Origin of the sequence: Aureimonas sp. Leaf427, from assembly GCF_001425485.1 — a bacterium.
Classification (GTDB): domain Bacteria; phylum Pseudomonadota; class Alphaproteobacteria; order Rhizobiales; family Rhizobiaceae; genus Plantimonas.
This window is the reverse complement of record NZ_LMQW01000034.1, coordinates 63,850-87,924: the sequence shown is the minus strand read 5'-3', so window position 1 is coordinate 87,924 and position 24,075 is coordinate 63,850. Positions and strand designations below refer to the sequence as shown.

19 protein-coding genes are annotated in these 24,075 nt (G+C 67.7%); 9 read left to right on the top strand and 10 right to left on the bottom strand.

The features are described from left to right. Window positions 1–20 precede the first annotated feature (20 nt). Genes ASG62_RS16500 through ASG62_RS16475 form a run of 6 tightly spaced genes read left to right on the top strand, consistent with a single transcriptional unit; the run spans window position 21 to window position 5,209 of the window. Window positions 21–950, top strand: coding sequence for a carbohydrate ABC transporter permease (locus ASG62_RS16500; RefSeq protein WP_056693366.1), 930 nt, complete (start codon window positions 21–23; stop codon window positions 948–950). Window positions 951–954: 4 nt separating this feature from the next. Beyond that, window positions 955–1,782: a carbohydrate ABC transporter permease gene (locus ASG62_RS16495; RefSeq protein ID WP_056693359.1), complete on the top strand. Its 828-nt coding sequence runs from the start codon at window positions 955–957 to the stop codon at window positions 1,780–1,782. A 4-nt stretch (window positions 1,783–1,786) separates the two neighbouring features. After that, window positions 1,787–2,071 carry a hypothetical protein gene (locus ASG62_RS16490; protein WP_056693355.1) on the top strand — a complete coding sequence of 95 codons (285 nt, stop codon included), beginning with the start codon at window positions 1,787–1,789 and terminating at the stop codon, window positions 2,069–2,071. A gap of 6 nt (window positions 2,072–2,077) precedes the next feature. After that, window positions 2,078–3,178, top strand: coding sequence for an ABC transporter ATP-binding protein (locus tag ASG62_RS16485; RefSeq protein WP_056693354.1), 1,101 nt, complete (start codon window positions 2,078–2,080; stop codon window positions 3,176–3,178). After that, on the top strand, window positions 3,178–4,245 hold the full coding sequence (locus ASG62_RS16480; protein ID WP_056693353.1) for an ABC transporter ATP-binding protein: 1,068 nt from the start codon (window positions 3,178–3,180) through the stop codon (window positions 4,243–4,245). The genes ASG62_RS16485 and ASG62_RS16480 overlap by 1 nt, the downstream gene beginning before the upstream one ends. A 13-nt stretch (window positions 4,246–4,258) precedes the next feature. Further along, window positions 4,259–5,209: a carbohydrate kinase family protein gene (locus tag ASG62_RS16475; protein ID WP_056693352.1), complete on the top strand. Its 951-nt coding sequence runs from the start codon at window positions 4,259–4,261 to the stop codon at window positions 5,207–5,209. A 297-nt stretch (window positions 5,210–5,506) separates the two neighbouring features. Here the strand turns inward: ASG62_RS16475 and ASG62_RS16470 are convergent, their stop codons facing one another. The 3 genes from ASG62_RS16470 to ASG62_RS16460 form a co-directional block, all read right to left on the bottom strand. Then, entirely contained in the window at window positions 5,507–5,968 is a 462-nt protein-coding gene (locus ASG62_RS16470) for an RpiB/LacA/LacB family sugar-phosphate isomerase (protein WP_056693349.1), read from the bottom strand. A 76-nt stretch (window positions 5,969–6,044) separates the two neighbouring features. Further along, complete coding sequence (locus tag ASG62_RS16465) at window positions 6,045–6,809, bottom strand: triose-phosphate isomerase (protein WP_056693345.1); 765 nt, start codon at window positions 6,807–6,809, stop codon at window positions 6,045–6,047. Beyond that, a complete protein-coding gene (locus tag ASG62_RS16460; protein ID WP_056693342.1) occupies window positions 6,806–7,579 on the bottom strand; it encodes a DeoR/GlpR family DNA-binding transcription regulator in 774 nt (257 codons plus the stop codon). Before ASG62_RS16460 ends, ASG62_RS16465 begins: the two co-directional genes overlap by 4 nt. Window positions 7,580–7,812: 233 nt before the next feature. Here ASG62_RS16460 and fba point away from each other — a divergent pair, with 233 nt between their 5' ends. Continuing rightward, the gene (gene fba / locus ASG62_RS16455; RefSeq protein ID WP_056693339.1) at window positions 7,813–8,853 is read left to right on the top strand and encodes a class II fructose-bisphosphate aldolase; all 1,041 of its coding nucleotides are present in this window, start codon (window positions 7,813–7,815) and stop codon (window positions 8,851–8,853) included. Between the two features lie 69 nt (window positions 8,854–8,922). Here fba and ASG62_RS16450 read toward each other — a convergent pair whose 3' ends face one another. From ASG62_RS16450 to ASG62_RS16435, 4 genes are all read right to left on the bottom strand, one after another. Continuing rightward, window positions 8,923–11,190: a glycosyltransferase family 4 protein gene (locus ASG62_RS16450; protein ID WP_056693336.1), complete on the bottom strand. Its 2,268-nt coding sequence runs from the start codon at window positions 11,188–11,190 to the stop codon at window positions 8,923–8,925. Then, window positions 11,190–14,351: a glycosyltransferase gene (locus ASG62_RS16445; RefSeq protein WP_082537151.1), complete on the bottom strand. Its 3,162-nt coding sequence runs from the start codon at window positions 14,349–14,351 to the stop codon at window positions 11,190–11,192. Before ASG62_RS16445 ends, ASG62_RS16450 begins: the two co-directional genes overlap by 1 nt. 92 nt (window positions 14,352–14,443) lie before the next feature. After that, window positions 14,444–16,699, bottom strand: coding sequence for a UDP-galactopyranose mutase (gene glf, locus ASG62_RS16440; RefSeq protein ID WP_082537150.1), 2,256 nt, complete (start codon window positions 16,697–16,699; stop codon window positions 14,444–14,446). Window positions 16,700–16,926: 227 nt separating this feature from the next. Then, a complete protein-coding gene (locus tag ASG62_RS16435; protein WP_082537125.1) occupies window positions 16,927–18,156 on the bottom strand; it encodes a glycosyltransferase in 1,230 nt (409 codons plus the stop codon). A 195-nt stretch (window positions 18,157–18,351) separates the two neighbouring features. Here ASG62_RS16435 and ASG62_RS16430 point away from each other — a divergent pair, with 195 nt between their 5' ends. After that, the gene (locus ASG62_RS16430; protein WP_056693966.1) at window positions 18,352–19,263 is read left to right on the top strand and encodes a hypothetical protein; all 912 of its coding nucleotides are present in this window, start codon (window positions 18,352–18,354) and stop codon (window positions 19,261–19,263) included. A gap of 226 nt (window positions 19,264–19,489) precedes the next feature. After that, window positions 19,490–20,275, top strand: coding sequence for a cell wall hydrolase (locus ASG62_RS25790; RefSeq protein WP_082537124.1), 786 nt, complete (start codon window positions 19,490–19,492; stop codon window positions 20,273–20,275). Window positions 20,276–20,329: 54 nt separating this feature from the next. On the opposite strand, the gene ASG62_RS16420 is transcribed toward ASG62_RS25790, so the two are convergent. The 3 genes from ASG62_RS16420 to ASG62_RS16410 all read right to left on the bottom strand — a co-directional run bounded on the left by ASG62_RS16420 (window position 20,330) and on the right by ASG62_RS16410 (window position 23,997). After that, the gene (locus ASG62_RS16420) at window positions 20,330–21,313 is read right to left on the bottom strand and encodes an ABC transporter permease (protein ID WP_056693334.1); all 984 of its coding nucleotides are present in this window, start codon (window positions 21,311–21,313) and stop codon (window positions 20,330–20,332) included. Between the two features lie 42 nt (window positions 21,314–21,355). Beyond that, complete coding sequence (locus tag ASG62_RS16415) at window positions 21,356–22,882, bottom strand: sugar ABC transporter ATP-binding protein (RefSeq protein WP_056693331.1); 1,527 nt, start codon at window positions 22,880–22,882, stop codon at window positions 21,356–21,358. Window positions 22,883–22,998: 116 nt separating this feature from the next. Next, on the bottom strand, window positions 22,999–23,997 hold the full coding sequence (locus ASG62_RS16410; RefSeq protein ID WP_056693329.1) for an ABC transporter substrate-binding protein: 999 nt from the start codon (window positions 23,995–23,997) through the stop codon (window positions 22,999–23,001). Window positions 23,998–24,075 lie beyond the last annotated feature (78 nt).

The following is a 24,075-nucleotide window of genomic DNA, read 5'->3' as shown; positions in this document are numbered from 1 at the left end:
TCGAGAAACACGGAACACCCATGTCGACGACAGCTGCCCCGAGGCGCGGGCTTTCCCGCCTTCTCGACAACAGGAAGACGCTGGTCGCGGTGCTGCTCGCGCCCGTCATCGTCTTCTTCGTCGTCTTCAACACGATCCCGACGCTCTGGCTGCTCGGCCTGTCCTTCTACAATTTTTCGCTGACCGGCGGCATGCCGCCCGACTTCGTCGGCTTTCGCAACTTCATCCAGATCTTCAATTCCAAGAACGCGATCTGGTACGACCTGTCGCGCACCTTCACCTTCGTCCTCTTCGGCGTCGGCATCCAGACCGTGCTCGGCGCGGCGCTGGGCTTCCTGTTCTGGGGCTCCAAGGACATGCCGGGCCGGCGGCTCGCCCTCACGCTTCTCTTCGCGCCGATGGTGCTGACCCCGGTCGCGACCGGCACCTTCTTCCGCTTCATCTACGATCCGACCTTCGGCGTGCTCAACGCCATGTCGAGCGGCCTCTTCGACACCGGCCCGATCGACTTTCTCGGCAATCCCGCCATCGCCTTCTGGGCGGTGCTGGCCGTCGATTGCTGGATGTGGACGCCCTTCATGACGCTGATGACGCTGGCCGCCCTCGGCTCGGTGCCGAAAGCCGAGCTGGAAGCGGCCGAGATCGACCGCATCCCCTTCCACCGCCGCCTCAGCCTCGTGATCTGGCACCACGGCAAGTTCATCCTGATGCTCGGCATCCTCCTGCGCACGATCGACAGCTTCAAGACGCTCGACCTCATCATCCCGATGACGAAGGGCGGGCCGGGCCAGCAGACGCGCCTCGTCGCCATCGAGTTGAACAAGCAAGCCTTCGAGAGCTTCAACATGGGCTGGTCCTCCGCCTATTCCGTCCTCCTCCTCCTCATCTCGATCGCCATGACGAGCGTCTTCATCTTCGTCCTCAACCTTCGACGCCGGCGGGAGGGCTGACGCCATGAACCGTCTTCGCAACGGCCTCTACTATGCCGGCCTCTGGGCGATCTCGCTCCTCTTCTTCGCGCCCATCGCCTGGATCGTGCTCGCTTCCTTCAAGACGCGCACCGACATCCTCGCCATGCCGCCGAAGCTGATCTTCACGCCGACGCTGGAAAACTACGTCGCCCTCTTCCAGCGCGATGCGCTGTTTCTCCAGATCGGCAACTCGATCGTGCTGTCGCTCGGCGCGGTCGTCATCGCGGTCTTCGTCTCGTTCCTCGCGGCCTTCTGCTTCTCGCGCTTCCGGCCGAAGGGCACGGACTTCCTGATGTTCCTGCTGCTTTCGATCCGCATGCTGCCGGGACCGGCCGTCATCCTGCCGGTCTTCCTCATGTACGTGGCCTTCGGCTGGAAGGACTCGCATCTCTGGCTGATGCTCTTCTACGCGATGTTCTCGATCCCCTTCTCCGTCTGGATCCTGAAGGGCTTTCTCGACGGCGTCTCCACGCGCTTCGACGAGACCGGCATCGTGAACGGCGGGTCCTGGTTCCACGTCATCTTCAAGGTCGTGCTGCCGCAGGTGCGGCCAGGCCTGATCGCCGCCTTCATCTTCAACCTGATCTTCGTCTGGAACGAATTCCTGTTCAATTTCATCATCGGCGGTGTCACCACGCAGAACATTCCCTATGCGCTCGCCGTCGGAACTTATGCCGACGGCGGCGTGAACTGGACCTTCATCGCGTCGATGACCTCGATCTACATCATCCCGCCGATCGCCTTCATCTACATCTTCCAAAAATACCTGCTCGTCGGCATGACCTTCGGCACGGTCCGCGGCGAGGTCTGAGGCGATGAAGCAGGCTCGCTCGTTCCCCGAACGGCTGGAGACGACGCTGATCGTCAGTCTCGTCCTCGGCATCCTCCTCATCGCGCAGCGCTACAACCTGACGCTCTACAAGATCGGCCTCTGCGTCCTCGTCGTCTCGACCCTTCTGCAGATCGCGGTCGGCAATCTTCGCAAGGACGCCTCGGCCGGACACAGCATCGGCTTCATCGCCATGGTCCTCGGCATCGTCGCGATCGTCTTCTCCGTCGGCATCGTCCTCGTGCCCTATTTCTCGCAATTGGGGCGTTGAGCCGAAGTGTCCGTCGAGTTCCAGTCCCTCTTCTGCACCTTCGGCGCCAAGCGCGCGCTGGACGGCTTCGATCTCACCGTCGAGCCGCAGAGCTTCACCGTCATCTGCGGCCCGCCGGCCTCCGGCAAATCCGTGCTCTTCCGCATCCTCGTCGGGCTGGAGAAGCCCGATTCCGGCCGCATCCTCCTATCGGGCCGCGACATCACGGCTCTGCCTCCGGCGGAGCGGCCAATCGGCTACGTGCCCCAGAGCTTCGCCCTCTATCCGCACCAGACGGTCGCCCAGAACATGGCCTATCCGTTGACGCTCGCCAAAGCGCCGAAGGACGAGATCGCCCGGCGCGTCGATCGCACGGCCGGCATCCTCGCCATCACCCACCTTCTGAAGAAGACGCCGGACCAGCTCTCCGGCGGCGAGAAGCAGCGCGTCGCCGTCGCCCGCGGCCTTCTGAAGAATGCCGAGATCTTCGTTCTCGACGATCCGCTCGTCGGGCTCGACTACAAGCTGCGCGAGCGCCTGATGGACGAGCTAAAGAGCCTTCGCGAGGAGCTGAAGGCGACCTTCCTCTATGCGACCTCGGACTCGCTCGAGGCGCTCACCATGGCGCAGCGCCTCGTCGTGCTCGACAAGGGCCGCGTCGTGCAGCACGACGAGGCGATCACGGTCTACGACGAGCCCGCCCATGTCCGCTCGCTCGATCTCGTCGGCTTCCCCCATGCCAATCTCGTGCCCGGCACGATTTCCGCAGGCCGGCTTCAGGCCGGGCCGCTGACGGCCGGCGGCTTTTCCGGCATTCGCGACGGCGAGATCGTCGCGGGCCTTCGGCCCGAAGCGGTGCGGCTCGGATCGGACGACACGCTCTCCCCGTCCGGCACCCTTCTCGACCTTCCCGCCGAGGTGACGCTGGTCGAAAACCTCGGCGGCGAGGCGGTGGTCTATCTGGAGAGCGCCGGCTATCCGCTGACCGCGACCCTGCCTCTGTCCGGCGCGCTGCCGCCCGAGCTCGGTGCCAAGCTCCGCCTCGCCATCGATCCCGCCGACATCATGCTCTTCGACCGGACGACCGGGGCCCGGCTGGACAAGCGATTGAGCGGAGGGCTGCGCTGATGGCCGAGATCACCATCGAGCATGTCACCAAGCGCTTCGGCGCCTTCACGGCGGTGGACGACATCGACATGCGCTTCGCCGATGGCGAGGTCGCCTGCCTTCTCGGGCCGTCCGGCTGCGGGAAGACGACGCTGATGCGCATGCTCGCCGGGCTCGAACGCCCGACGACGGGCCGCGTCCTCTTCGGCGGACGCGACGTCACGGCCCTGCCGCCGAGGAAGCGCAATGTCGGCATGGTCTTCCAGTATCCCGTCATGTACCCGACGCTGTCCGTCGCCGAGAACATCGCCCTGCCGATGGTCCACGATCGCGACGTCTCCGCCGCCGAGCGGCAGCGCCGGGTGGACGAGGTTCTGGACGTTCTCGACATCCGCTCGCTCGGCAATGCCTTCATCGAGGATCTCGACGCCGGCACGCGCCAGAAGGTGGCGGTCGGCCGGGCGGTCGCGCGCCAGTCGGAGATCGTGCTCTTCGACGAACCGACGACGAACGTGGAGGTCAACGCCAAGCTCCAGCTCATTCGCGCCTTCAAGCTGGTGACGCAGCGGCTGCGGCAGACGATTGTCTACGTGACGCACGACCAGACCGAGGCGATGACGCTGGCCGACCGGATCGCGCTCATGAAGAGCGGCCGCATCCTGCAATACGACAAGCCGCAGGTGCTCTACAACGAGCCGACCTCGGAGTTCGGCGGCTGGTTCCTCGGCAATCCCGGCATGAACTTCGTGGCGGCCACCCTCTCGAACGGCCTCGTCGCCTCCCCCATCCTCGCCGAACCCCTGCCCGCCCCCGCGAATCTGCCGACCTCGGCCAAGATCACGGTCGGCATCCGCCCGGAGCGCGTGCGCATGACGGGCGAGCCGGTCGCCGGCAGCGTGCCTGCCCGGCTCATGGATCAGGCGATCGGCATTGCCGGGCGATATCTGACGCGCGCCCGGATCGGCGAGACCGACATCAAGGTCAACACCGAGCGCCGCCCGCCCGCCCCGCTCGGCGGCACCGTGCATCTCTCCGTTCCGCGCGAGCGCCTCATGCTCTTCGCCGACGGCATCCGCTTCGACAGCTGAGGGCCAAAAAGCCATGCGCTACGACGTCTCCGTCATCGGCCTCTACATTCTCGACGTTCTCGGCCGTCCCGTCACGAAGATCCCCGACCGGGGCAATGTCGAGTTCATCGACGAGATCAAGCTGACCGTCGCAGGCACTGCCGGCGGCGTGGTGGTGAACACGGCCAAGCTCGGACTGAAGAGCCTCGCCGTCGGCGCGGTCGGGCAGGACGAGAAGGCCGATTTCGTTATCGGCGCCATGGACCGGCTCGGCATCGACACATCGGCCATGCAGAGTCTGCCGGGCGTGCCGACCTCCGCGACCATCCTCAACATCCGCCCGAACGGCGAGCGCCCCGCGCTGCACCAGCGCGGCGCCTCCGACCATTTCGACCTGCCGGAGCATCTCTACGACCAGGTCTTCTCGGCCCCGATCGTCCATCTCGGCGGCACGGGCCTTCTGCGCAAGCTCGACGGCGAACGGAGCGTGACGCTCCTCCAGGAGGCCAAGCGCCGGGGCCGGACCGTCACCTTCGACCTCATCGCCGCCTCCGCCGAGACCGCCGGTCTCGTCCTGCCGCTCCTGCCCTATATCGACTACTTCATGCCCTCGATCGAAGAGGCGCAGGACATGTCGGGCCTCACCGGCCCCGAAGACTGCGCCGCCTTCTATCTCGACAAGGGCGCCAAGACCTGCGTCTTCACCCTCGGCGGCGACGGCGCCTTCTATGCCGATGCCGAGGGCACCCGCCTTCGCGTGCCCGCCTATCCGATCGAGGTCGTGGACACGACCGGCTGCGGCGATGCCTTCGACGCCGGCTTCATCACCGCCCTCCACCACCGCATGAACCCCGAGGACGCCGTCCGCTTCGCCCAAGGCGTCGCCGCCCTCGTCGCCGGCGGCCTCGGCTCCGACGCGGGCGTCCGCTCGTTCGACCACACGCAGGACAGCGTCTCGCGCTGGCTGGCGCAGGCGGCGAGTTGACGGCGCGTTGCGCCAGACTCGAAGGAATTTCAGTCTTCTCCCCTCCGGGGAGAAGGTGGCGGCAGCCGGATGAGGGGGCGGCGCCCGAGCGCGTCGCCGCATTCTGCCCGCGATGGTGCGCCTCATCGCCCTGCCGGGCACTTCTCCCCGCAGGGGGAAGAAGCTGGTCGCCACCGTCGAGGTCTGCGAGCTTCAGGGCACGGCTTCCACTGTGCTCTACGTATGAGGCCATCGAGCGGGCGTTGATGAGACCCCCGCTCTCCTTGAATCATCCGACCAGCGAAAGCGCCGAGAGTCTCAGGCGCCGTGATACTTCCGGTCGAGATCGTCGATCGCGCGGACGTTGCCGGCCGACTTACCGTTCGGGTCGAACTCGACGGCGAGATAGGCGTCGGCGATGCTCTTGGCGAGTTCGGTGCCGATCACGCGGGCGCCCATGGTGATGATCTGGGCGTTGTTGGAGAGAGCGGCGCGCTCGGCGGAATAGGTGTCGTGGGTCTGCGCGGCGCGGATGCCGGGCACCTTGTTGGCGGACAGGGCGACGCCGATGCCGGTGCCGCAGCACAGGATCGCGCGATCGTAGGTGCCGTCGAGAACGCCGCTCGCCACGCGCTCGGAGAGGTTGGCATAGGCCTCGTCGGAGCCGGTCGGCGGGGTCGAGACCTCCGAGACGGTCAGGCCGTCGCGGCCTTCAAGATAGGTGGCGAGGGCCTTGGCGAGCGGAGCGCCCGCGCTGTCTCCGGCGATTGCGATCTTCATGGGACTGTTCCTTCTCCTGGGAAGCGCCGCGCCCGACCTTGGAAGAGGCTCGCGGAACGCTTCGTCTCCCTTGGTTTTAAAGCACCTCGGCGCAGCGCGCGAGGATGTTGAGATAGCCTTCGACGCTCCAGGCGGAGCGGCCGATGAAGAGCCCGTCGATATGGGGGCGCACGATCAGCTCGGCGGCATTGCCGGGGTTCACGCTGCCACCGTAGAGGCAGGGAACACGCCGGCCGAGAATTCCGGCCGCCGCCTCGACGATCCCGGCCTGCCGCTCGTCGGCATAGTCGGGCGAGGCCGGCGTGCCGCCCTCGCCGATGGCCCAGACCGGCTCGTAGGCAAGGAGGATCGGCGCCTGTTTCTGGTCGCCCGTCAGCCTGCCGAGCGCGCTCTCGACCTCGCGTTTCAGCACAGCGTCCGCCCGCCCCGCCGTCTTGTCCTCGCCGCTCTCGCCGATGCAGATCAGCGGAACGAGCCCGTGGCGGACGGCGGCTTCGGTCTTGAGGCCCACCGTCTCGTCGGTCTCGCCGAAATGCGCGCGCCGCTCGGAATGGCCGAGTTCGACGATCTTCGCGCCGCAATCCTTGAGCATCGGGGGCGATATCTCGCCGGTCCAGGCGCCCTGATCGGCCCAATGCATGGTCTGCGCGCCGACGAGAACGTCGCTCCCCTCGAGGATCGACGCCACCTCGCGCACGCAGGTGAAGGGCGGAATGACGAAGCGCTGAATGCGCGGGTCGCCGGAGGCCTCGGCCAGCCGCTCGGCGAAGTGCCGCGCCTCGGCCAGCAGCTTGTTCATCTTCCAGCTCGTGCCGATGAAGACGGACGGTGTCTCGGTCATGCTTCCAGTTCCTCCGCGAAATGCAACGTGACACCGCCCTGCCGCAGGCTTTCGGCGGTCTCGAGGGCCAGCGCGCTCGACGTCACGACGCCGTCGAAGACGCCGAGATCGGTCAGGAGATGCAGCGCGGTGCGGCCGAACTTGCCGTGATCGACCAGGAGATAGCGCCGCGCCGAGGAGCCGATCATCCGTCGCTTCACCTCCAGAACCTCCTGGTCCTGGTGGAAGGCCGTCCGCCCCTGGATGGCCGAACTGGAGATGATGGCGAGATCGGCCCGCAGCGAGTTCAGCGCGCCTTCCGTCACCGCGCCGAAGAAGCCGTTGAACTTGCGGGAGAACGTGCCGCCGAGGGCGATGAGGTTGATTCCCGCCTCGCTCGCGAGCTCTGTGATCAGGCCCATATTGTTGGTGATGACGGTGAGCGGCCGCTTCTCGATGAGGAAGGGCAGGATCGTCTGCGAGGTCGAGCCGTCGTCCACCATGACGCTCATGCCGGGCTCGATGAACTCGGCCGCGCGCCGCGCGATCTCCCGCTTCTCGTCCGCCGCGATCTGCGTGCGGTGGCGGAAGTCGCTCTCGAACTGCGTGCTCGCCTCGATCGTTGCGCCGCCGCGCGTCCGGCGCAGAAGGCCCTCGGCCTCCAGCTCGTCGAGATCGCGGTGGATCGTCATCTTCGAGACGGCGAAGTGATGGGCCAGCATGTCGAGCGAGGCGGAACCGCCTTCGGCGAGCAGATCGATGATGTCTCGCCGACGATGTTCGCGCTTCACGACTTAGGTTCTCCACAGCCCGAGGGCCGCTCAATGCAGAGGATTTAACATTTCAATCGATTTTTACAACATAAGAAATGTGATTTTGAGAAATTCTATTGTGACGCGAAGGACCCCGTACTAACAAATCATCCGACGAGTTCGGCCGTCGCGGTCAGGGGCATCAGAGGGCACCGTCAGCCCCTTGCGTCAGGCGACGGCAACGTTTCAGCCTTTTCGGGAGACCCTTCATCATGGCCCGCATCACGCTCCGCCAGCTGCTCGACCACGCCGCCGAGAACAATTACGGCGTCCCCGCCTTCAACATCAACAACATGGAACAGGGCCTCGCCGTCATGGCCGCCGCCGACCAGACGGGCTCGCCGGTCATCATCCAGGCCAGCCGGGGCGCCCGGGCCTATGCCAACGACATCGTGCTCGCCCGGCTGATCGACGGCCTCGTGGAGCTCTACCCGCACATCCCTGTCGTCATGCATCTCGACCACGGCAACGGGCTGGCCACCTGCGTCACCGCCGTCCAGAACGGCTTCACCTCCGTCATGATGGACGGCTCGCTGAAGGCGGACGGCACGACGCCGGCCGACTACGCCTACAATGCCGGCATCACCCGGACCGTCGTCGAGATGGCCCATGCCGCGGGCGTGTCCGTGGAAGGCGAGCTCGGCGTTCTCGGCTCGCTGGAAAGCGGGATGGGCGACCAGGAAGACGGACACGGCGCGACGGAGAAGCTGGAGGAGCACCAGCTCCTGACCGATCCGGAAGAGGCCGCCCGCTTCGTCGCCGAGACCGGCGTCGATGCGCTGGCCGTCGCCATGGGCACCAGCCACGGCGCCTACAAGTTCACGCGCAAGCCGGATGGCGACGTGCTGGCCATGGGCGTGATCGAGGAGATCCACAAGCGCCTGCCGAACACCCATCTCGTGATGCACGGCTCCTCGTCCGTGCCGCAGGAGCTCTGCGAGATCATCAATGCCCATGGCGGCGAGATCAAGCCGACCTGGGGCGTGCCGGTCGAGGAGATCCAGCGCGGCATCCGCCACGGCGTGCGCAAGATCAACATCGACACCGACCTTCGTCTCGCCATCACCGGCGCGATCCGCACGGTCTTCGCGAACGATCCCGGCGAGTTCGATCCGCGCAAGTATCTCAAACCCGCGATGGAAGCCGCCAAGGCCGTCTGCGTCGACCGCTTCGTCTCCTTCGGCACGGCCGGCAATGCCGACAAGATCCGCGTGAAGCCGCTCGCCGTCATGGCGAAGTCCTACGCGAAGTAGCGGATTCAACGTATCAGCCGAGGACTGCAAGAGCCGGGGAAACCCGGCTCTTTGCGTTTCGCGTCTCGCTCAGGCGCCGCGCTTCGCCGCCCCCGTCTCTGCCTCGAAGAGCCGGCGCTGGCGCTGCAGTTCGGCGGCGAGCGGCGCATAGGCGGTTCGCCGGCCCTCGCCCTTCTCGAACTGAAGCAGGCCGTTCGGGCAGTAGCGCTCGTCGTCCCAGCCGGGATGGTCGAGCACGGGATAGAGGCAGATGCCCTCGACCGGCACGCCCGAGCGCATGGCCGCGCGCACCTCCGCGCAGACATAGGCGAGCCAGGCGGGCCGGCGCTCCGCCTCGATGCCGGTCTCCGCGACGAAGATCGGGCGGCCGTAGCGCGCGTAGGTCTCGGCGAGAATGCGACGGAAGGGCTTGTAGAGCGGATGGCCAAGATCGATCGGCGGGCCGCCGTGGATCCACTGATTGTTGAAGTAGTAGTTCACCCCGACGATATCGAGCAGCGCCTCGCACCCGCCGATCTGCGGCCAGGAGCGCCCGGCGATCATGTCCCAGGCCTGGAACTGCGCCTGCCTGTGCCCTTCCGCATGCGGCGCATCGCCCGGCCGGCCGGGATCGCAGATGACGTTGATGACCGGGTCGGCATGGACGAAGCGCCCCCCCGGCACCACGGCCAGGATCGCCTCCATCGCCGCGATGGCCGCGCGGCAGAGCTGAACCTTCAGCTCATGGCCCCGGCCGTTCGCGAAGGGATTGAGATAGCCGGCATCTCCACCGCCCCAGGCGAAGAAGGAGATCTCGTTGACGGGCGCGAAGATCGGCGCGCCGCTCGTCCGCGCCGCGATCACCTCGGCCGCCGCCCGCGCGAAGGTCGCGAACCGCGTCACGAAGTCCGGCCGCCAGATGTCGAGATCGTCCGGCCAGCCATAATGGAGAATGTCCCAGACGACCTCCGTGCCCGTCGCCTCGGCCGCGCGAAGCTGATCCATCAGGCTCGACCAGTCGTAGACGCCGGGGCTGCGCTCGATCAGATGCCAGCGAAGGCCGTCGCGAACGGTCAGGATGCCGTGGCCCGCCAACGCGCGATAGTCGCTTTCGGCATGGCGATCGTGGTCGGTCGCCGCGATCATGTCCACCCGCCGGCGATCGTGCGCCCGGCGATGCGAGGAGGACTCGAACCCGCCGTGGAAGAAGCTGGAAAAGAGCCGCGGCGCCGACCGGTTCGACCCGCGTTCGGCCAGCACGTCCGCAAAGAGCGCCTCCCATTGCGGGACGACGGCCTCGACCGCGTAGTCGCGAACCACTTTCGCGCGCAAGGCCTCGCCCAGCCGACGGCGAAGAGCGGGGTCGGCGAGAAGGCGTGAGATCGCCGCGGCTGTGGCGGCGGGGTCTTCGTGCGGCACGAAAAGACCCGTCTCGCCGTCCGCGATCTGCTCCAGCGCCCCGTTGTCGGGCGTCGCGATGACGGGCAGACGCGCGGCGCCGGCCTCCGCGATGACATGCGGCATGCCCTCGCCGCGCGACAGCCAGACGAAGACGTCGAGCGCTGCGAGAAGCTCCGGCACGTCGGCCCGGTCGCCGAGGAAAACGAGGGCGCCGTCGAGACCGTGCAGCTTCGCCCGCGCCTTCAGCTCCGCCTCGTAATGCGGCAGGAAGGCGTCGGCCCCGCCGATGACGAGGAAGCGCGCATCGGGCCTTGCGGCGTGGACGAGCGCGGCGGCGGCGATGAAGTCCTCCACCCGCTTCTTCGGATCGAGCCGCCCGAGCCAGCCGACGAGCGGCGTCTGCGGCGCGAGGCCGAGCGCTTGGCGGGCCGCAGTCCGGCTCGCCCGGTCGAAGGGACCGAGATCGACCATGGAGGGGATTTCGAGCGCATGGGCCTCCCGCCCGGGCATCCTCGCGGCGGCGGCGTCGCGGATCGTCCGGCAGACGCCGACATAGCGCGCCGTCAGGTGCTTCGGCCCGCCCAGCGCCTCGGAGACGAGCCCGCCATGCTCGATCAGCGGCGGCCTGAAATGCAGGCGCTCCAGCGCCGGATAGATGTCGGCGACGTTCTGGCAGGAGACGACGATGTCGTAGGCCGGGAGCTTGCCGGCGAGATAGGAGACCGTGTCCTCGAAGGAGAGCGCATAGGGCGTGCGGTCGACGGGAACGCCGAGCGCTTCCAGCTGCCGATGCGTCTGCTCGGGCATCCCCTCCTTGCGAAAGCAGGCGACGACCTCGATCCGGTATCGGGCGGGGTCCAGATGCTCGGCGAGAAGCCGGACCTCCGTCTCCTCCCCGCCGACGACGAGCCAGGCGAAGACGAAGAGGATACGGACGGGTTCCGCTTCGTCCTCCATCAGGCGTGAACCTTGAAGACGATCTGCAGGAAGTCCGGCCGCTCCGCCACGAGCCGGTCGATGAAGGCAGGCGCCTCGTCGAAGGGCACGACATGGGTGATCATCTGCGCCTTGATATCCTCGCCGCGCGCGGCGAGCAGGCCGATCGTCTCGGCGGCGAGACGCCGCTTCGTCCAGGCGAAGCCGAGGCCGCGGGGCACACGGTTGATCTGCGCGCAGCGGATGGAGAGGCCGTTGTGGTGGAACTCCTCGCCGAGCCGCACATGGTCCGCGCCGCCCTGGTAGAAGGCGAGATCGATGACGGTGCCCTGCGGCCGCAGGGCGCGGAGCGCGGCGTGCAGGCTCGCCGAGGAGGCGCGCGTCTGGAAGACGAAATCCGCCCCGCGATCGCCGCCGCCATGATGCCAGTACGCTTTGGCGTAGCCCCAGGCCTGTTCCTCGTCCATGGCGGTGAAGCCGAGCGCCTCTGCCTTCTCGCGCCGGAAGGGCGAGGGATCGGCGACGACGATCTCGGCCGCGCCCGCACGCGCGGCGAAGAGCGCCGTCAGAAGGCCGACGACACCGGCGCCGATCACGAGGACCGGACGCCCCGCGACGCCCTCGCCGAGCTTGGCGACGTTGACGCCCGCCATCTCGGCATCGGCGTGGAGAATGCCGTTCGCCGCGATCGGCCCCATCTGCGCGACGTAGATGCCGAGCATCGGATCGATCCCGGCCGGCATCCTGACGAGAAGATCGTGGAACGGGTCGGCCGTGTGGCCGGACTTGTGGGCATAGGTCGAGGCGACGACGTCGCCCGGCGCAAAGCCCGGCGCGCGAGCCTCCGACACGCGCGCGACCTCCATGTAGCCGAGGAAAGGCACGGGGAAATGCTGGCTCGCCTCGCCGGGCACGAAGACCGAGCGCCCGCCGTCCCAGCGCGAATGGAGATAGGGATTGGTGTCCTTGTAGAAGGTCAGCTCCGTGCCGGCGGAAAAGCCCGTATAGAGCGTGTCGAGCCGGACCTGGCCTTCGCCGGGAGGACCCTCCTCGTACTGGAAATGATAGGCCTTGCCCGGCCGCTCGAAGCCGAGCGAGCGGATGTGGCGGTGGCCGGGCGGCAGACCCTGCGGCGGCTCGGCGCGCGGCTGCGGGAGCAAGGGCGCCGGCTCCGCCCGCGCGAGCGCCGGCAGTTCCAGACGCACGGGCTCGCCGCTGCGCGCGCTTTCGACGACGGCGAGCGCCAGACGATGCGTCTCCAGCGCGTCGGCATAGGGGCAGCGGATGCGGTTCTCGCCGCCGCGAACGGCATCGACGAAGTCGCGATCCTCGCGCCAGACCGGATCGCCGTCCGCCCCGCGCACGGGACGGCCCCGGCCGACATCGACCATGATGTCGCGGTCGGTCAGCTCGATCGCCAGCTTGTCCGCGAAGATGTGCAGCCCGACGCGATGGTTCCAGCCGAGAAGGCAGGTGGAGGAGATGTTGGCGACGACGCCGGACTGGAAGGTGAGGTTCGCCGTCGTCACCGTCGGCACGTCGAGGCCGGGAAACTCCGGCCGGTCCTTGTGGCCCGCCCGCCCGTAGACCTCCGTCACCTCGCCGACGAGGAAACGCGCGAGGTCGAGGAGATGGGTCGTCTGTTCGACCATCTGGCCGCCCGACTTGTCCTCGTGCCACCACCATTGCGGCGGCGGCGTGGAGTCCAGCCAGTAGCCGGACAACAACTGGGCCGGGTTTCGCGCCAGCAGATGGCGCGCCTCGTCCACCGTGTCGAGATAGCGCCAGTGGTAGCCGACCGCCGTGACGAGACCGGCCGCGGTCACGTCGCGCGAGATCGCCTCCGCCGTCGCGAGATCGAGGCCCACGGGCTTCTCCACGAAGAAGGGCAGACCCTTTTCGATGGCGGCGCGCTCCGGCGCCCCATGCGCGAAAGGCGGCACGCAGATGTAGAGCGCGTCGAGCTCCACCGCCGCCAGCATCTCCTCGTGGTCGGCGAAGGCGCGGGCGCCGAAGCGCGCGGCGGCCTCCTCGGCACGGCCCCGATCGACATCGGCGAAGGCGGCGATCGTGACGTCCTCGAAGGTTTCGAGAATGCCGAGATGGCGCTGCGCGATGCCGCCGGAGCCGATGAAGCCGATGCGGGTCTTGGTCATGGACGATCCGTGCCTTTGCGAGGGCATCGCCGCGCGGTAGAGCCCGAAGGTCTCCTCCGCCATGCGCGATGCGTTGAAATGATGATCGAAACGCTCCCGGCCTGCAGCGCCGCGCGCGGCGCGCGCCTTAAGGTCGCCGAGCGCGGCGACGAGCGCCCGAGAGAGAGCCGGGCTGTCGGCGGGCGGGACGAGCCAGCCGGTCGCGCCCTCCTCCACGGCCTCGGCCGTGCCCGGAATGCGGGTCGCCACGACCGGCAGTCCCGCGGCCATGGCTTCGAGGACGACGAGCGGCAGGCCCTCGAACAGCGAGGGCAGGACGAAGAGATCGGCGGCCGCGAGGAGGTCGCCGACATCGGTCCGGGTTCCGAGGAAGCGGACGGACGCGCCGAGCCCCGCCGCCTCGACCTCCGCCCGCATCGGCGCCTCCAGCGGACCGGACCCGGCAAGAAGAAGCTCGGCCGAGGGATGGGCCGCCAGAACGGCGGGCCATGCCTCGAGGAGATGGCGATGCCCCTTCTGCTCGGTGAAGCGGGCGAGCGTCAGGAGAAGGAGAGCGTCGGGCGCAACGCCGAGCGCCTTGCGAACGGCCTCGCGCGAAGCCGTCGATGGAAGGCGGCGCACGCCGTTCCTCACGGTCGCGAGGAGATCGTCCGGGCAGCCCGCAGCGCGAAACGTCGCCTCGGCGCCCTCGGAGACGCAGATCAGCCGGTCGAGATGAGCGAGGTTCTCCGCGTGCTCCAGCCGTTGCGCCTCGTCGACGAGAACATCCGGCAGATGCTCGGTGCGCAGGATCGCGGCGACGCCGGCGCTGCGTCCAAGGCGCGCCAGATCATGCCCCTCCCAGCCGATACCGGCATGGACGTGGAGCACCTCGATCCCGCTCCGCGCGAGCCAAGTCTCGAAATCGGCGCCGAGGCGCTTCACGGCAAGGCCCTTCCGCGCCGCCTTCTCCAGAAGGCCGGAGCGCGGATCGGCGGCGATGACGATCTCCGCCCGCGCGCCGAGCTCTTCGGCGAGCAGGATCATGTGCTCGCCGACGCCGGAGGGCTCCAGGCTGTCGGTCGCAAGACAGATGCGCAGCGGCGGCTCCGGCGGCCGGCCGGTGTCGGGACGAAGGCTCAAGGCGTCGGGCTGGCCGTGACGAGGGCCTGGGGCGCGCCGGAGCCGAGCCCGCTCATCCGCCGATAGGCCGCGAGCGCCTGACCGACGACCTGGTCCATGTTGTAGTAGCGATAGGTCGCGAGGCGCCCGACGAAGGAGACGTCCGGCCGTTCCGCCGCCAGCCGCTCGTACTGCCGGTAGATCGCCTGGTTTTCCTCGCGCGGCACCGGGTAATAGGGGTCTCCGGTCGGGGACGAGTGCTCGTAGCTGATGCTGGTTCGCGGATGGCTCTGGCCGGTCAGGTGCTTGTATTCCGTGATGCGCGTGAAGGAGACGTCCTCGGACGGGTAGTTCACGACGGCCACCGGCTGGAACGTCTCGCGGTCCAGCGTCTCGTGGCGGAAGGTCAGGCAGCGATAGGGCAGCGGCCCGAAGCGATGGTCGAAGAACTCGTCGATCGGCCCGGTGAAGACGATCCGCTCGGCATCGACCTCCTTCATCACGTCGCGAAACTCGACGGACGTCTCCACCGCGATGTTGCGGTGATCCAGCATGCGCTCGAACATGGCCGTGTAGCCCGCCTTCGGCATGGCCTGAAACGTGTCGAGGAAGTAGCGATCGTCGGTCGAGGTGCGGGTCGGCACGCGCGAGGTCACGGATCGGTCGAGTTCGGACGGGTCGAGACCCCATTGCTTGCGCGTGTAGCCGCGGAAGAACGTCTCGTAGAGATCGCGCCCGACCGTTCCGACCACGACGTCCTCGGACGTGCGCACCTCCGCCACGGGCTCCGCGCGCGCCGCGAGGAAGCTCGCCGCCTCCGCCTCGTTCTGGAGGTCGAGGCCATAGAGCCCGTTCAGCGTCGTCCGGTTGATCGGGATGGGCAGAAGCTTGCCCGCGACGCTCGCGAGGACGCGGTGCTCGTAGGGGCGCCATTCGGTGAAGCGGGAGAGATAGTCGACGATCGAACGGCTGTTGGTGTGGAAGATGTGCGGCCCGTAGCGATGGACCAGAATGCCGGCGGCATCGACATGGTCATAGGCATTGCCGCCGATATGATCGCGCCGGTCGACGACGAGGACGCGCTGGTCGGAGCCCTCCGCCAGCCGCTCGGCAAGCACCGACCCGGCAAAGCCCGCGCCGACGACGAGCACGTCCACCGGCTTGCGCCGCCCCGCCGCCCGCGCGACGGGCGCGGCCAGCTTCTCGTCGTTCGCCGGATGGGCGCGGGTGCTGCGTGCCTGCACGACCGCGTCCGTCAGGAGCGCCGCCATCGCCTGCTGCGTGCGCTCCCAGGAAATCTCGGCGAGCAGCGCATCGGCCTCCTCGCGCCAGGGCCCCGCCTTCGGCAGAGCCAGCATCGCTTCGCAGGCCGCGACGAACCCTTCGCGATCGGCGACCCGCACGCCCTCGATCGCCCCGTAATGGCGCACGACATCCGTGATGGCCGTGGAGACGACGGGCACGCCGCCCGCCAGATATTCCGGCGTCTTGGTCGGACTGATGAAGCGTGTCGCCTCGTTCAGCGCGAAAGGCATGAGTGCCACGTCCCAGCCCGAGAGATACGCCGGCAGCTCGCTGTAATGCCGGCCGCCGAGCCAGTGAATGTTCGCGGGCCGGGGCAGATGCGCCGGATCGATCTTCATGACGGGTCCGATCATCACGATCGACCAGCCCGGCCGCGCCGCCGCCAGATGGGCGAGAAGGTCGAGATCGATCCGCTCGTCCACGACGCCGAAGAAGCCGAGCACCGGGCGCGTCAGCGCGCGCTGATCCTCCGGCGCGACCGCCCGGGACGCCCGCGCCTTGGCGAAATGATCGGCATCGACGGCCGAGGGAAACGGGTGGATGTTCGGATGGCGGTCGCGCTTGGCCTCGTAGAGGCTGAAGCCGCCGGTAAACACGACGTCTGCCCGCGCGAGAAGGGCGGCCTCTTCGATCAGGAGGCGGGGATCGGCGAACTTGAAGTTGGCGAGTTCGTCCATGCAGTCGTAGACGACCGCCGCTGCCGGAACGTCTTTCGCGAAGGCGAACATCATCGGCGTGTAGAACCAGAGGACCGGCGGGGCCGGCAGGCTGGTCTCGATCAGCATGGCGAGCAGGTCGCGAAGCCCCGCCTCGCGCTCCGCCTCGCTCCACCAATGGGGCAGGCGCGGACGGATCGCGATCACGCCGTCGGCCGGAAACGGATGGTATTCGAGATAGGGCAGCGGATGGTCGCAGCCGATATGCTCCTCGAAGAAGAACACGCGCCGCCCGGCCGCGAAGCGGCGCATCAGATGCTGCGGGCGCTGGACGACGAAGTCCCAGCGCAGATGCGAGAAGCAGATGATCGGCGGTTCCGCACTGCCGAACCGAACGGCGTCGCTCTGGTGAGAGCCCTGAGCGGGGTCCGGTGCGTCGGCGGGCTGCTGCAAGGCGATCTCCGAAGTGCAATGCGGTAAGTCTGAACGTCAGACTTACCGTTGCGTTCTCCGGCGGCGACCGCGTCAGGAGGTCTTTATCAAGTCGGACCTACGCTCGCCGTGAGGCGCGCCACCGTGTGCGGCCAGACCCATCGTTCCAGCGAGATCTCCCGCGGCCGAAAACGGTCGAGATCGGCGAGCATGTCCGTGATCGCGTCCGCGAAACCCTCGGCTGGTGCCGTCCGTCCCGTTTCGGGCGTGATGAACTGGAGACCGCAGCTCAGACGCTCGTTGGCGAGGACGGGAAGACCGGCCAGCATATATTCGGTGATGATCGCCGGAGCCCCGTCGTCGACGCCGCAGACGAGGCCGATGCGTGCCCGGTTCATCAGCGCGTTGACCTCGGCGAAAGGCACGCCGGGCGGGCCGACGACATCGACGGAAAGCCCGCGCTCGTCCGCCTGGCGCTTCAGATCCTCCGCCATTTCGCCATAGCCGAAGACGCAGAGCGCGCGGATGGAGCGCGGCAGGCGCTCGAGCGCATCGAAGAGGATGTCGTGCCGCTTGTAGCCCTGCGCCGCCGCGACATAGACGAGGTCGTAGTCCTTTGCCGTTCCGAGCGGGCGGAAAGTCTCGGGATCGGCGAATTCCGGGCCGATCGGCATGATCTCGGTCGCCATGTCCGGATGACGCGCGCGCACCGCCTCCGACTGCCACTCCGCCCCGGTCAGCACGAGATCGAAATGCCGGCTGACCTCCGGCGGCACGCGGAGCGCGGGCGCGTCGATCGAGTTGTAGATCTTGAAGCTCCGGCCGCAGGCGCGAAGAACGGCTTCGTCGACGCCGAGACCCAGGACGACGAGAATATGCGGCGCCCCATGGGCGCGCAGAAAGCCCAGCATGTCGCTGGAGGCGAAGGGCGCGCCCTCTTCGTCGATCCTGAAGGCGCGGCGGGCGAGTAGCTGTCCGTCGCGGCGGAAGGGGCCCGGCCCCTCCCCGCGCCAATGATGCCAGATCTCGGCATGGTCCACGAGGCCGGCGCTGACGCAGGCGAGCGGCAGCCGCTCCAGATAGCCGCCGACGACGGCGAGCGTCTCGCGCGCCGCGATCGGATCGCCGACCGGTCCGAAGCACTGCTCCACCGGGGCTTCGCGCCAGTATCGCTCCGCCTCCTCCACATCGAGGCCTCGTCCCTGTCGCGGCGGCCAACCCTCCACTAGATCGCCGATGACGACGATCGAGGGCACGGCGCTCAGCGCCAGGGCCTCGTCCGCCGTGGAGCAAGCGCGTTCGGAGATGGAGGGTTCGGCGGAGAAACGAAGGTTCATGGAACGCCCGTGCGAGAAGGAATGGGGCGAGATAGGTGCGCGAAGACCGCTCGGCCAGCGCCAAGAACGAGGAAAGCCGGCTGCCGAAAAGAATTCGCGGCGCAGGCGAACCTTATGGAGCAGTGAACGTTTCGAAGGCCTCTAGTGTCATTTGTCCGGCTTGCGAACAGCACCGGCGTCTTCGAGGTGTATCCCATGAGTGAAGCAAGATCGGCCGTTCTCGGCTCCAACGGAACGCTGGGCACATCGCTCGATGGGGAGGCCAAGGCTTCGCTGATGAACAAGGTGTCCTGGGGCGCCATCTTCGCCGGCATCGTCGTCGCCATCGTCGTGCAGGTGCTCCTGACCATGCTCGGCATCGGCATCGGTGTCGCCACGATCGACCCGGCCACCGGCGACAGCCCGATGGCGAGCACGTTCTCGATCGCCGCCGGCGTCTGGTACGTCGTCTCCGGCATCGTCGCCTCCTTCGCCGGCGGCTACGTCGCGGCCCGCATGTCCGGCAAGACCATCCCGACGACCGGAGCCTTCCACGGCCTCACCACCTGGGCGGCGACCACGCTCCTCGTGATCTACCTTCTGACGACCGCTGCCGGCGGCATCATCGGCGGCGCCTTCAGCGGCATCTCCTCGGCGGTCGGCGGCATCGGCCAGACCGTCGCGCAGACGGCGGCTCCCGCGATCTCCGAAATGAACCCGCTGGACGATCTCGAGCAGCAGATCCGCGCGACCGGCACGGACCCCGAGGCGCTGAACGCCGCGGCCGTCTCCGCCATGCGCGCCGTCGTCACCGGCGACGAGAGCGAAAAGGCCGATGCGCGCGAGCGTGCCGCCACGGCGCTGGCCAGCGCCCGAAACATCCCGATCGAGCAGGCTCGCACGGACGTGCAGACCTACGAGGCCCGCTACACGCAGGCTGTCGCGACCGCCAAGGAACAGGCCGTCCAGGCCGCCGACACGGCTGCCTCCGTCGTCTCGACCGGCGCCCTGATCGCCTTCTTCTCGCTGGTTCTCGGCGCCGTCGCCGGCTGGCTCGGCGGCCGCTCGGGCGTCGTCCACCCGGTCTATGCCGACCGCGTGCTCCCGGCCCGCGCCACCACGATCTGATCCTTCAGGATCACGACGAAACGAAAAGGCTCCGAACCGAAAGGTTCGGGGCCTTTCCATTTGTCCGGCGACGGACACGAGCCCGCTCGAGGCCATGTCGGACCGGGCTGCGTACCCGGCTTTGCGATCCGCGCACGCATGAAAAGCTTGCGGGAAGCTGGACGTCGACGAATCGTTAAGGGTTGCGGTTCAAATTGAGACGTCTTGTCCATGACACGGGAAGCCCATGTCCACCCGCTCCCGACGCCTCCTTCCGCTCGGACATCCGGCCTTGCGGGCAGCTCCGCTGCTGGCGCTTGCCCTCATGTCGGGCTGTGCGCGCATGCCAACCCTGTCGGCGCAGGATTGCATGGCGCGCGCCATGTACTTCGAGTCGAACCGTTCCAGCCCCGAAGGCATGATGGCCGTCGGCACGGTCGTGATGAACCGGCTGAAGTCGGGCAAATATCCGAACTCCGTCTGCGGCGTCGTCGGCCAGAAGAAGCAGTTCGCGCCGGGCGTTCTCTCCAAGCCGATGGGCAAGGGTCGCGACCTCGCCTACAAGACCGCGCGCGTCGTGCTGAAGGGCCAGCGCCACCCGAAGGTCGGCAAGGCGATGTTCTTCCACACCGCCGGCTACTCCTACCCCTACAACAACATGCACTATGTCGCGATTCTCGGCGGCAACGCCTTCTACGAGAAGCGCCGCGACGCCTCCTCAACGCAGGACATGGTGCGCCGCAAGCAGGCCCGGCTCGACTACGTGCCGACCCAGCGCCGCGAGGCGAGCGCCGTCGATCCCGCCCGCTACGGCACGCTGGAGCCGATGGCCGAGCCCGTCCGCCGCCGCGAGGCATGGCAGCAGGAGCCGCAGCCCGCCGCCGATCTCAGAAGCTTCTCGCACGAATGGACGTCGGTCGCGACGGGCCAGGCCCTGCCCACCCCGGAGGACGCGCCGATGGCGCCGGGCGCACTGCCGCCGATCGAGCCGGGTGCGGGCGGCGGCGTCACGCTCTATCAGGTCCAGGAATGAAAAAGGGCGGCGATCCCGGATCGCCGCCCTTCCCGTGTTCTCGGCCCTCAGATCTTACCGGCCGCGCCGGCGCAGGCCGTCGAAATAGACGATCACGATGATCAGCCCGCCCGTGATGATGCGCTGCCAGAAGGAATTGACGTTCAGGAGGTTCGCGCCGTTGTTGATCGTGGCGAGGATGAAGGCGCCGATCAGCGGCCCCTGCACCGAGCCGACCGCGCCGAAGAGGCTGGTGCCACCGATGACCGAGGAAGCGATGGCCTGAAGCTCCCAGCCTTCCGCCTGCGTCGCGTTGCCGACGCCGATGCGCGCGGCCAGAAGCACGCCGACGAAGGCGGCGCAGAGCGCGGAGAGGCTGTAGGCGAGATAGATCATGCGCGGAACGTTGACGCCGGAGAGGCGCGCGGCCTCCGGGTTGGAGCCGACCGCGAAGAGATAGCGCCCCCAGCGCGAGCGATGCAGGAAGAAATAGGCCGGCACCGCCACCACGATCACCATCCAGAAGAGGTTGGGGATGCCGAGGAAGTTGTTGCGCGAGAACTCGTTGAAGCCGGCATTGGTGATCGAGATCGTCGAGCCGTTGGTGATGAGGAGGCCGATGCCGCGAAGCGCGGTCAGCGAGGCCAGCGTGATGATGAAGGGCGGCAGGCCCATCCGCACAATGCCGAAGCCATGGAAGATGCCGATCGCAAGGCCCATCAGCAGCGTCAGGAGGATCGCCACCGGAACCGGCACGCCCGCCTGGAGCAGCCAGGCGATGACCGTCGTCGAGAAGCCGACGATGGCGCCGACCGAGAGATCGATGCCGGCGGTGATGATGACGAAGGTCTGGCCGAGCGCCAGGATCGCGATCATCGAGCCCTGGCGCAGAAGGTTCGAGATGTTGTTCTGGCTGGCGAAATTCGGCGTCGCGGCGGCGAGCGCCACCCAGAGCAGCACAAGCAGGCCGAGCAGCGTCAGCGCGAAGAGGAAATTCCAGTTTCGCCGGGGCTTTGCGGCCGCCGCCGCCGCGTTGGCGTTCGATGACTGAAGGGTCATGGTGTCCTTCCGAATGGGTCGGGCCGGATGGGTCGGGGGTCGTCAGACGCCGATGGCCTGGGCGAGAATGTCTTCGTGGCTGGCCGAGCGATGCTCGCGCGTCGCGACGAGGCGGCCGGTGCGGAAGACGTGCAGCGTGTCCGCCAGCTCGTAGACCTCCGGCAGGTAGGAGGAGATGAGGAGGATCCCCGCCCCGTCCTTCAGGAGCCGTCCGAAGAGGCGGTAGATCTCGGCCTTGGTGCCGACATCGACGCCGACCGTCGGCTCGTCGAAGATGAAGATCTCCGCGCCGTGGTTCAGCCATTTGCCGATGACGATCTTCTGCTGGTTGCCGCCGGACATGGAGGAGGCGAGCGAGGCGCGGCTCGGCGTCTTGATCGCGAGATCCTTGATCTGCCGGTCCGCATGCTCGTTCTCGCGGCGGCCGGAGATCGTCAGGCCCCGCGTCAGCCGGTCGTAGATCGGAAGATTGAGGTTCAGCCCGATCGGCAGGTTCAGCGCCAGACCCTGGTCGCGGCGGCTTTCCGGCGCCAGCGCGATGCCGAGGTCGATCGCCCGCCGCTCGGAGCGGATGTCGACCGGCTCGCCCTTCCAGAGAATCTCGCCGGCCGTCTTCGGATGGCGTCCGAAGAGGCTCAGCGCGAATTCGGAGCGGCCGGCGCCGATGAGGCCGTAGAGCCCGACGATCTCGCCGGCGCGAACCGTGATCGAGACGTCCTCGAAGCCGGGGCCGGAGAGCCCGCGCGTCTCGATCAGCGTCTTGCCGAAGGGGATCGTCTCCTTGTGGTAGATCTGCTCCAGCGTCCGGTTGATCATCATGGCGACGAGCTCGGCATCGTCGGTCTCGCCGATGAGGCGCGTGCCGACGAGCGTTCCGTCGCGCAGGACCGAGACGCGGTCGGCGAGCTCGAAGACCTCCTCCATCCGGTGGCTGATATAGACGATGGTGACGCCCTCGGCCTTCAGGCGCCGGATCAGCGCGAAGAGCTGCGCGGCCTCCTGGCGGGTGAGGTAGGCGGTCGGCTCGTCGAAGATGAGAAAGCGCGTGCCGCGCAGCGAGGCGCGCGCCGTCGCGACGAGTTGCTGCTGCCCGATGGTGAGCGAGCCGAGCAGCGCGTCGGCGGGAAGCTGGAAGCCGAGATCGTCGAGGATCTGCTGCGCGGCGCGGGTCATCTCGCGCTTCTTCAGAAGTCCGAACTTGGTCCGCTCGTCGCCGAGGAAGATGTTCGCGGCGACCGTCAGGTGCCGGCAGAGAACGACCTCCTGATGCACGGCGTTGATGCCGCGATCGATCGCCTCCTGCGGATCGGCCAGAGCCACCGTCTGGCCCTGCCAGAGAATGTCGCCGCCCGAACGCCGGATGACGCCCGTCAGGAGCTTGATCAGCGTGGACTTGCCCGCGCCGTTCTCGCCGACGATGGCATGGACCTCGCCTTCCTCGAAGGCGAGCGAGGCGGGTTTCAGCGCGAGAACGGGGCCGTAGCTCTTCTCGAGCCCACGCAGCTCCAGGATGGGAACGCCGAGGCCGGCGGCAGGCTTGGACGCGGCGGATGCGGTGGCGCTCGACACGGCTCGGCTCCCCTAACTGTCGAAGACCCGCGCCCGCCCCGCATGGCGGCGGACGGCGGGCGAAGGCTCAAGGATCGGCGCCCGCAGGGCGGGCGCCGCGCCGATGGCGGCGGGCCTTACTGAACCTTGGGGTTCAGCAGCTCCTGCGAGCGAGCCTCGTTCATGTTCTCGGTGGTGATGAGGTTCGCGCCGGTGTCGACGAACTTCTCGACGCTCTCCTTCTTGGAGGCCGCGAGCGCCGTCTTGATGCCGTCGTAGCCCATCCGGTAGGGGTCCTGGACCACGAGGGCGGAGATGACGCCGTCCTTCAGGAAACCGACGAGACGCTCGTCGGAGTCGAAGCCGATCAGCGCGACCTTGTCCTTCACGCCGTTCTCGGCGACCGCCTGCCCTGCGCCCTGGGCCATGATGAGGTTCGAGGCGAAGATGCCGACGAGGTTCGGGTTGGCGGTCAGAAGGTCGGTCGTGATGTTGAGACCAGTCGCGGCCTGACCGTCGGCATACTTGTCCGCGACGAGCTTTAGGCCCGGATGCTTGGCGGCGAGCTGCTCGACGAAGCCCTTCTTGCGCTCTTCCAGCGAGCCAGCATTCGGCGAGTTGGTGATGAGCGCGACGTCGCCCTCTTCCTTGCCGGTCTTGGCCTTGATGGCCGCCGCGAGGCCGTCCGCCGCGATGCGGCCGCCCTGCACGTTGTCGGTCGTCAGGAACGAGGTGAAGGCGTCCGATTCCGCCGAGGAGTCGATGCCGATGACCGGAACGGACTTGGCGGCTTCCGTGATCGGAGCGCCGAGGGCGGAGCGCTCGGTCGGCGCGATGACGATGGCGGCGGGCGAACCGGAGACGGCGTTCTCAAGGATCGAGATCTGGCCGTTGATGTCAGTTTCGGCCTGCGCGCCGAGCTCGGGAACGGTGACGCCGAGATCCTTGCCAGCCTGACGGGCGCCGGCCAGAACGATCTGCCAGTAGAAGGAGGTCGTGTCCTTCACGATGATCGGGATCGTCGGGTTCTGTGCAAAGGCGGCGGGCACGCCGGCGGCGAAGACGCCGACGGACAGGGCGATGCCGGCCAGAAGCGAGCGGCGGGTGGCGGACATGGCTCGGGCTGCGATGGACATGCGGACGTTCCTCCCAGAACTGATTTCATGGATGCCGGCTTCAAGGCCGGTCTGTACTTTAACCAGTAAAAGACATGA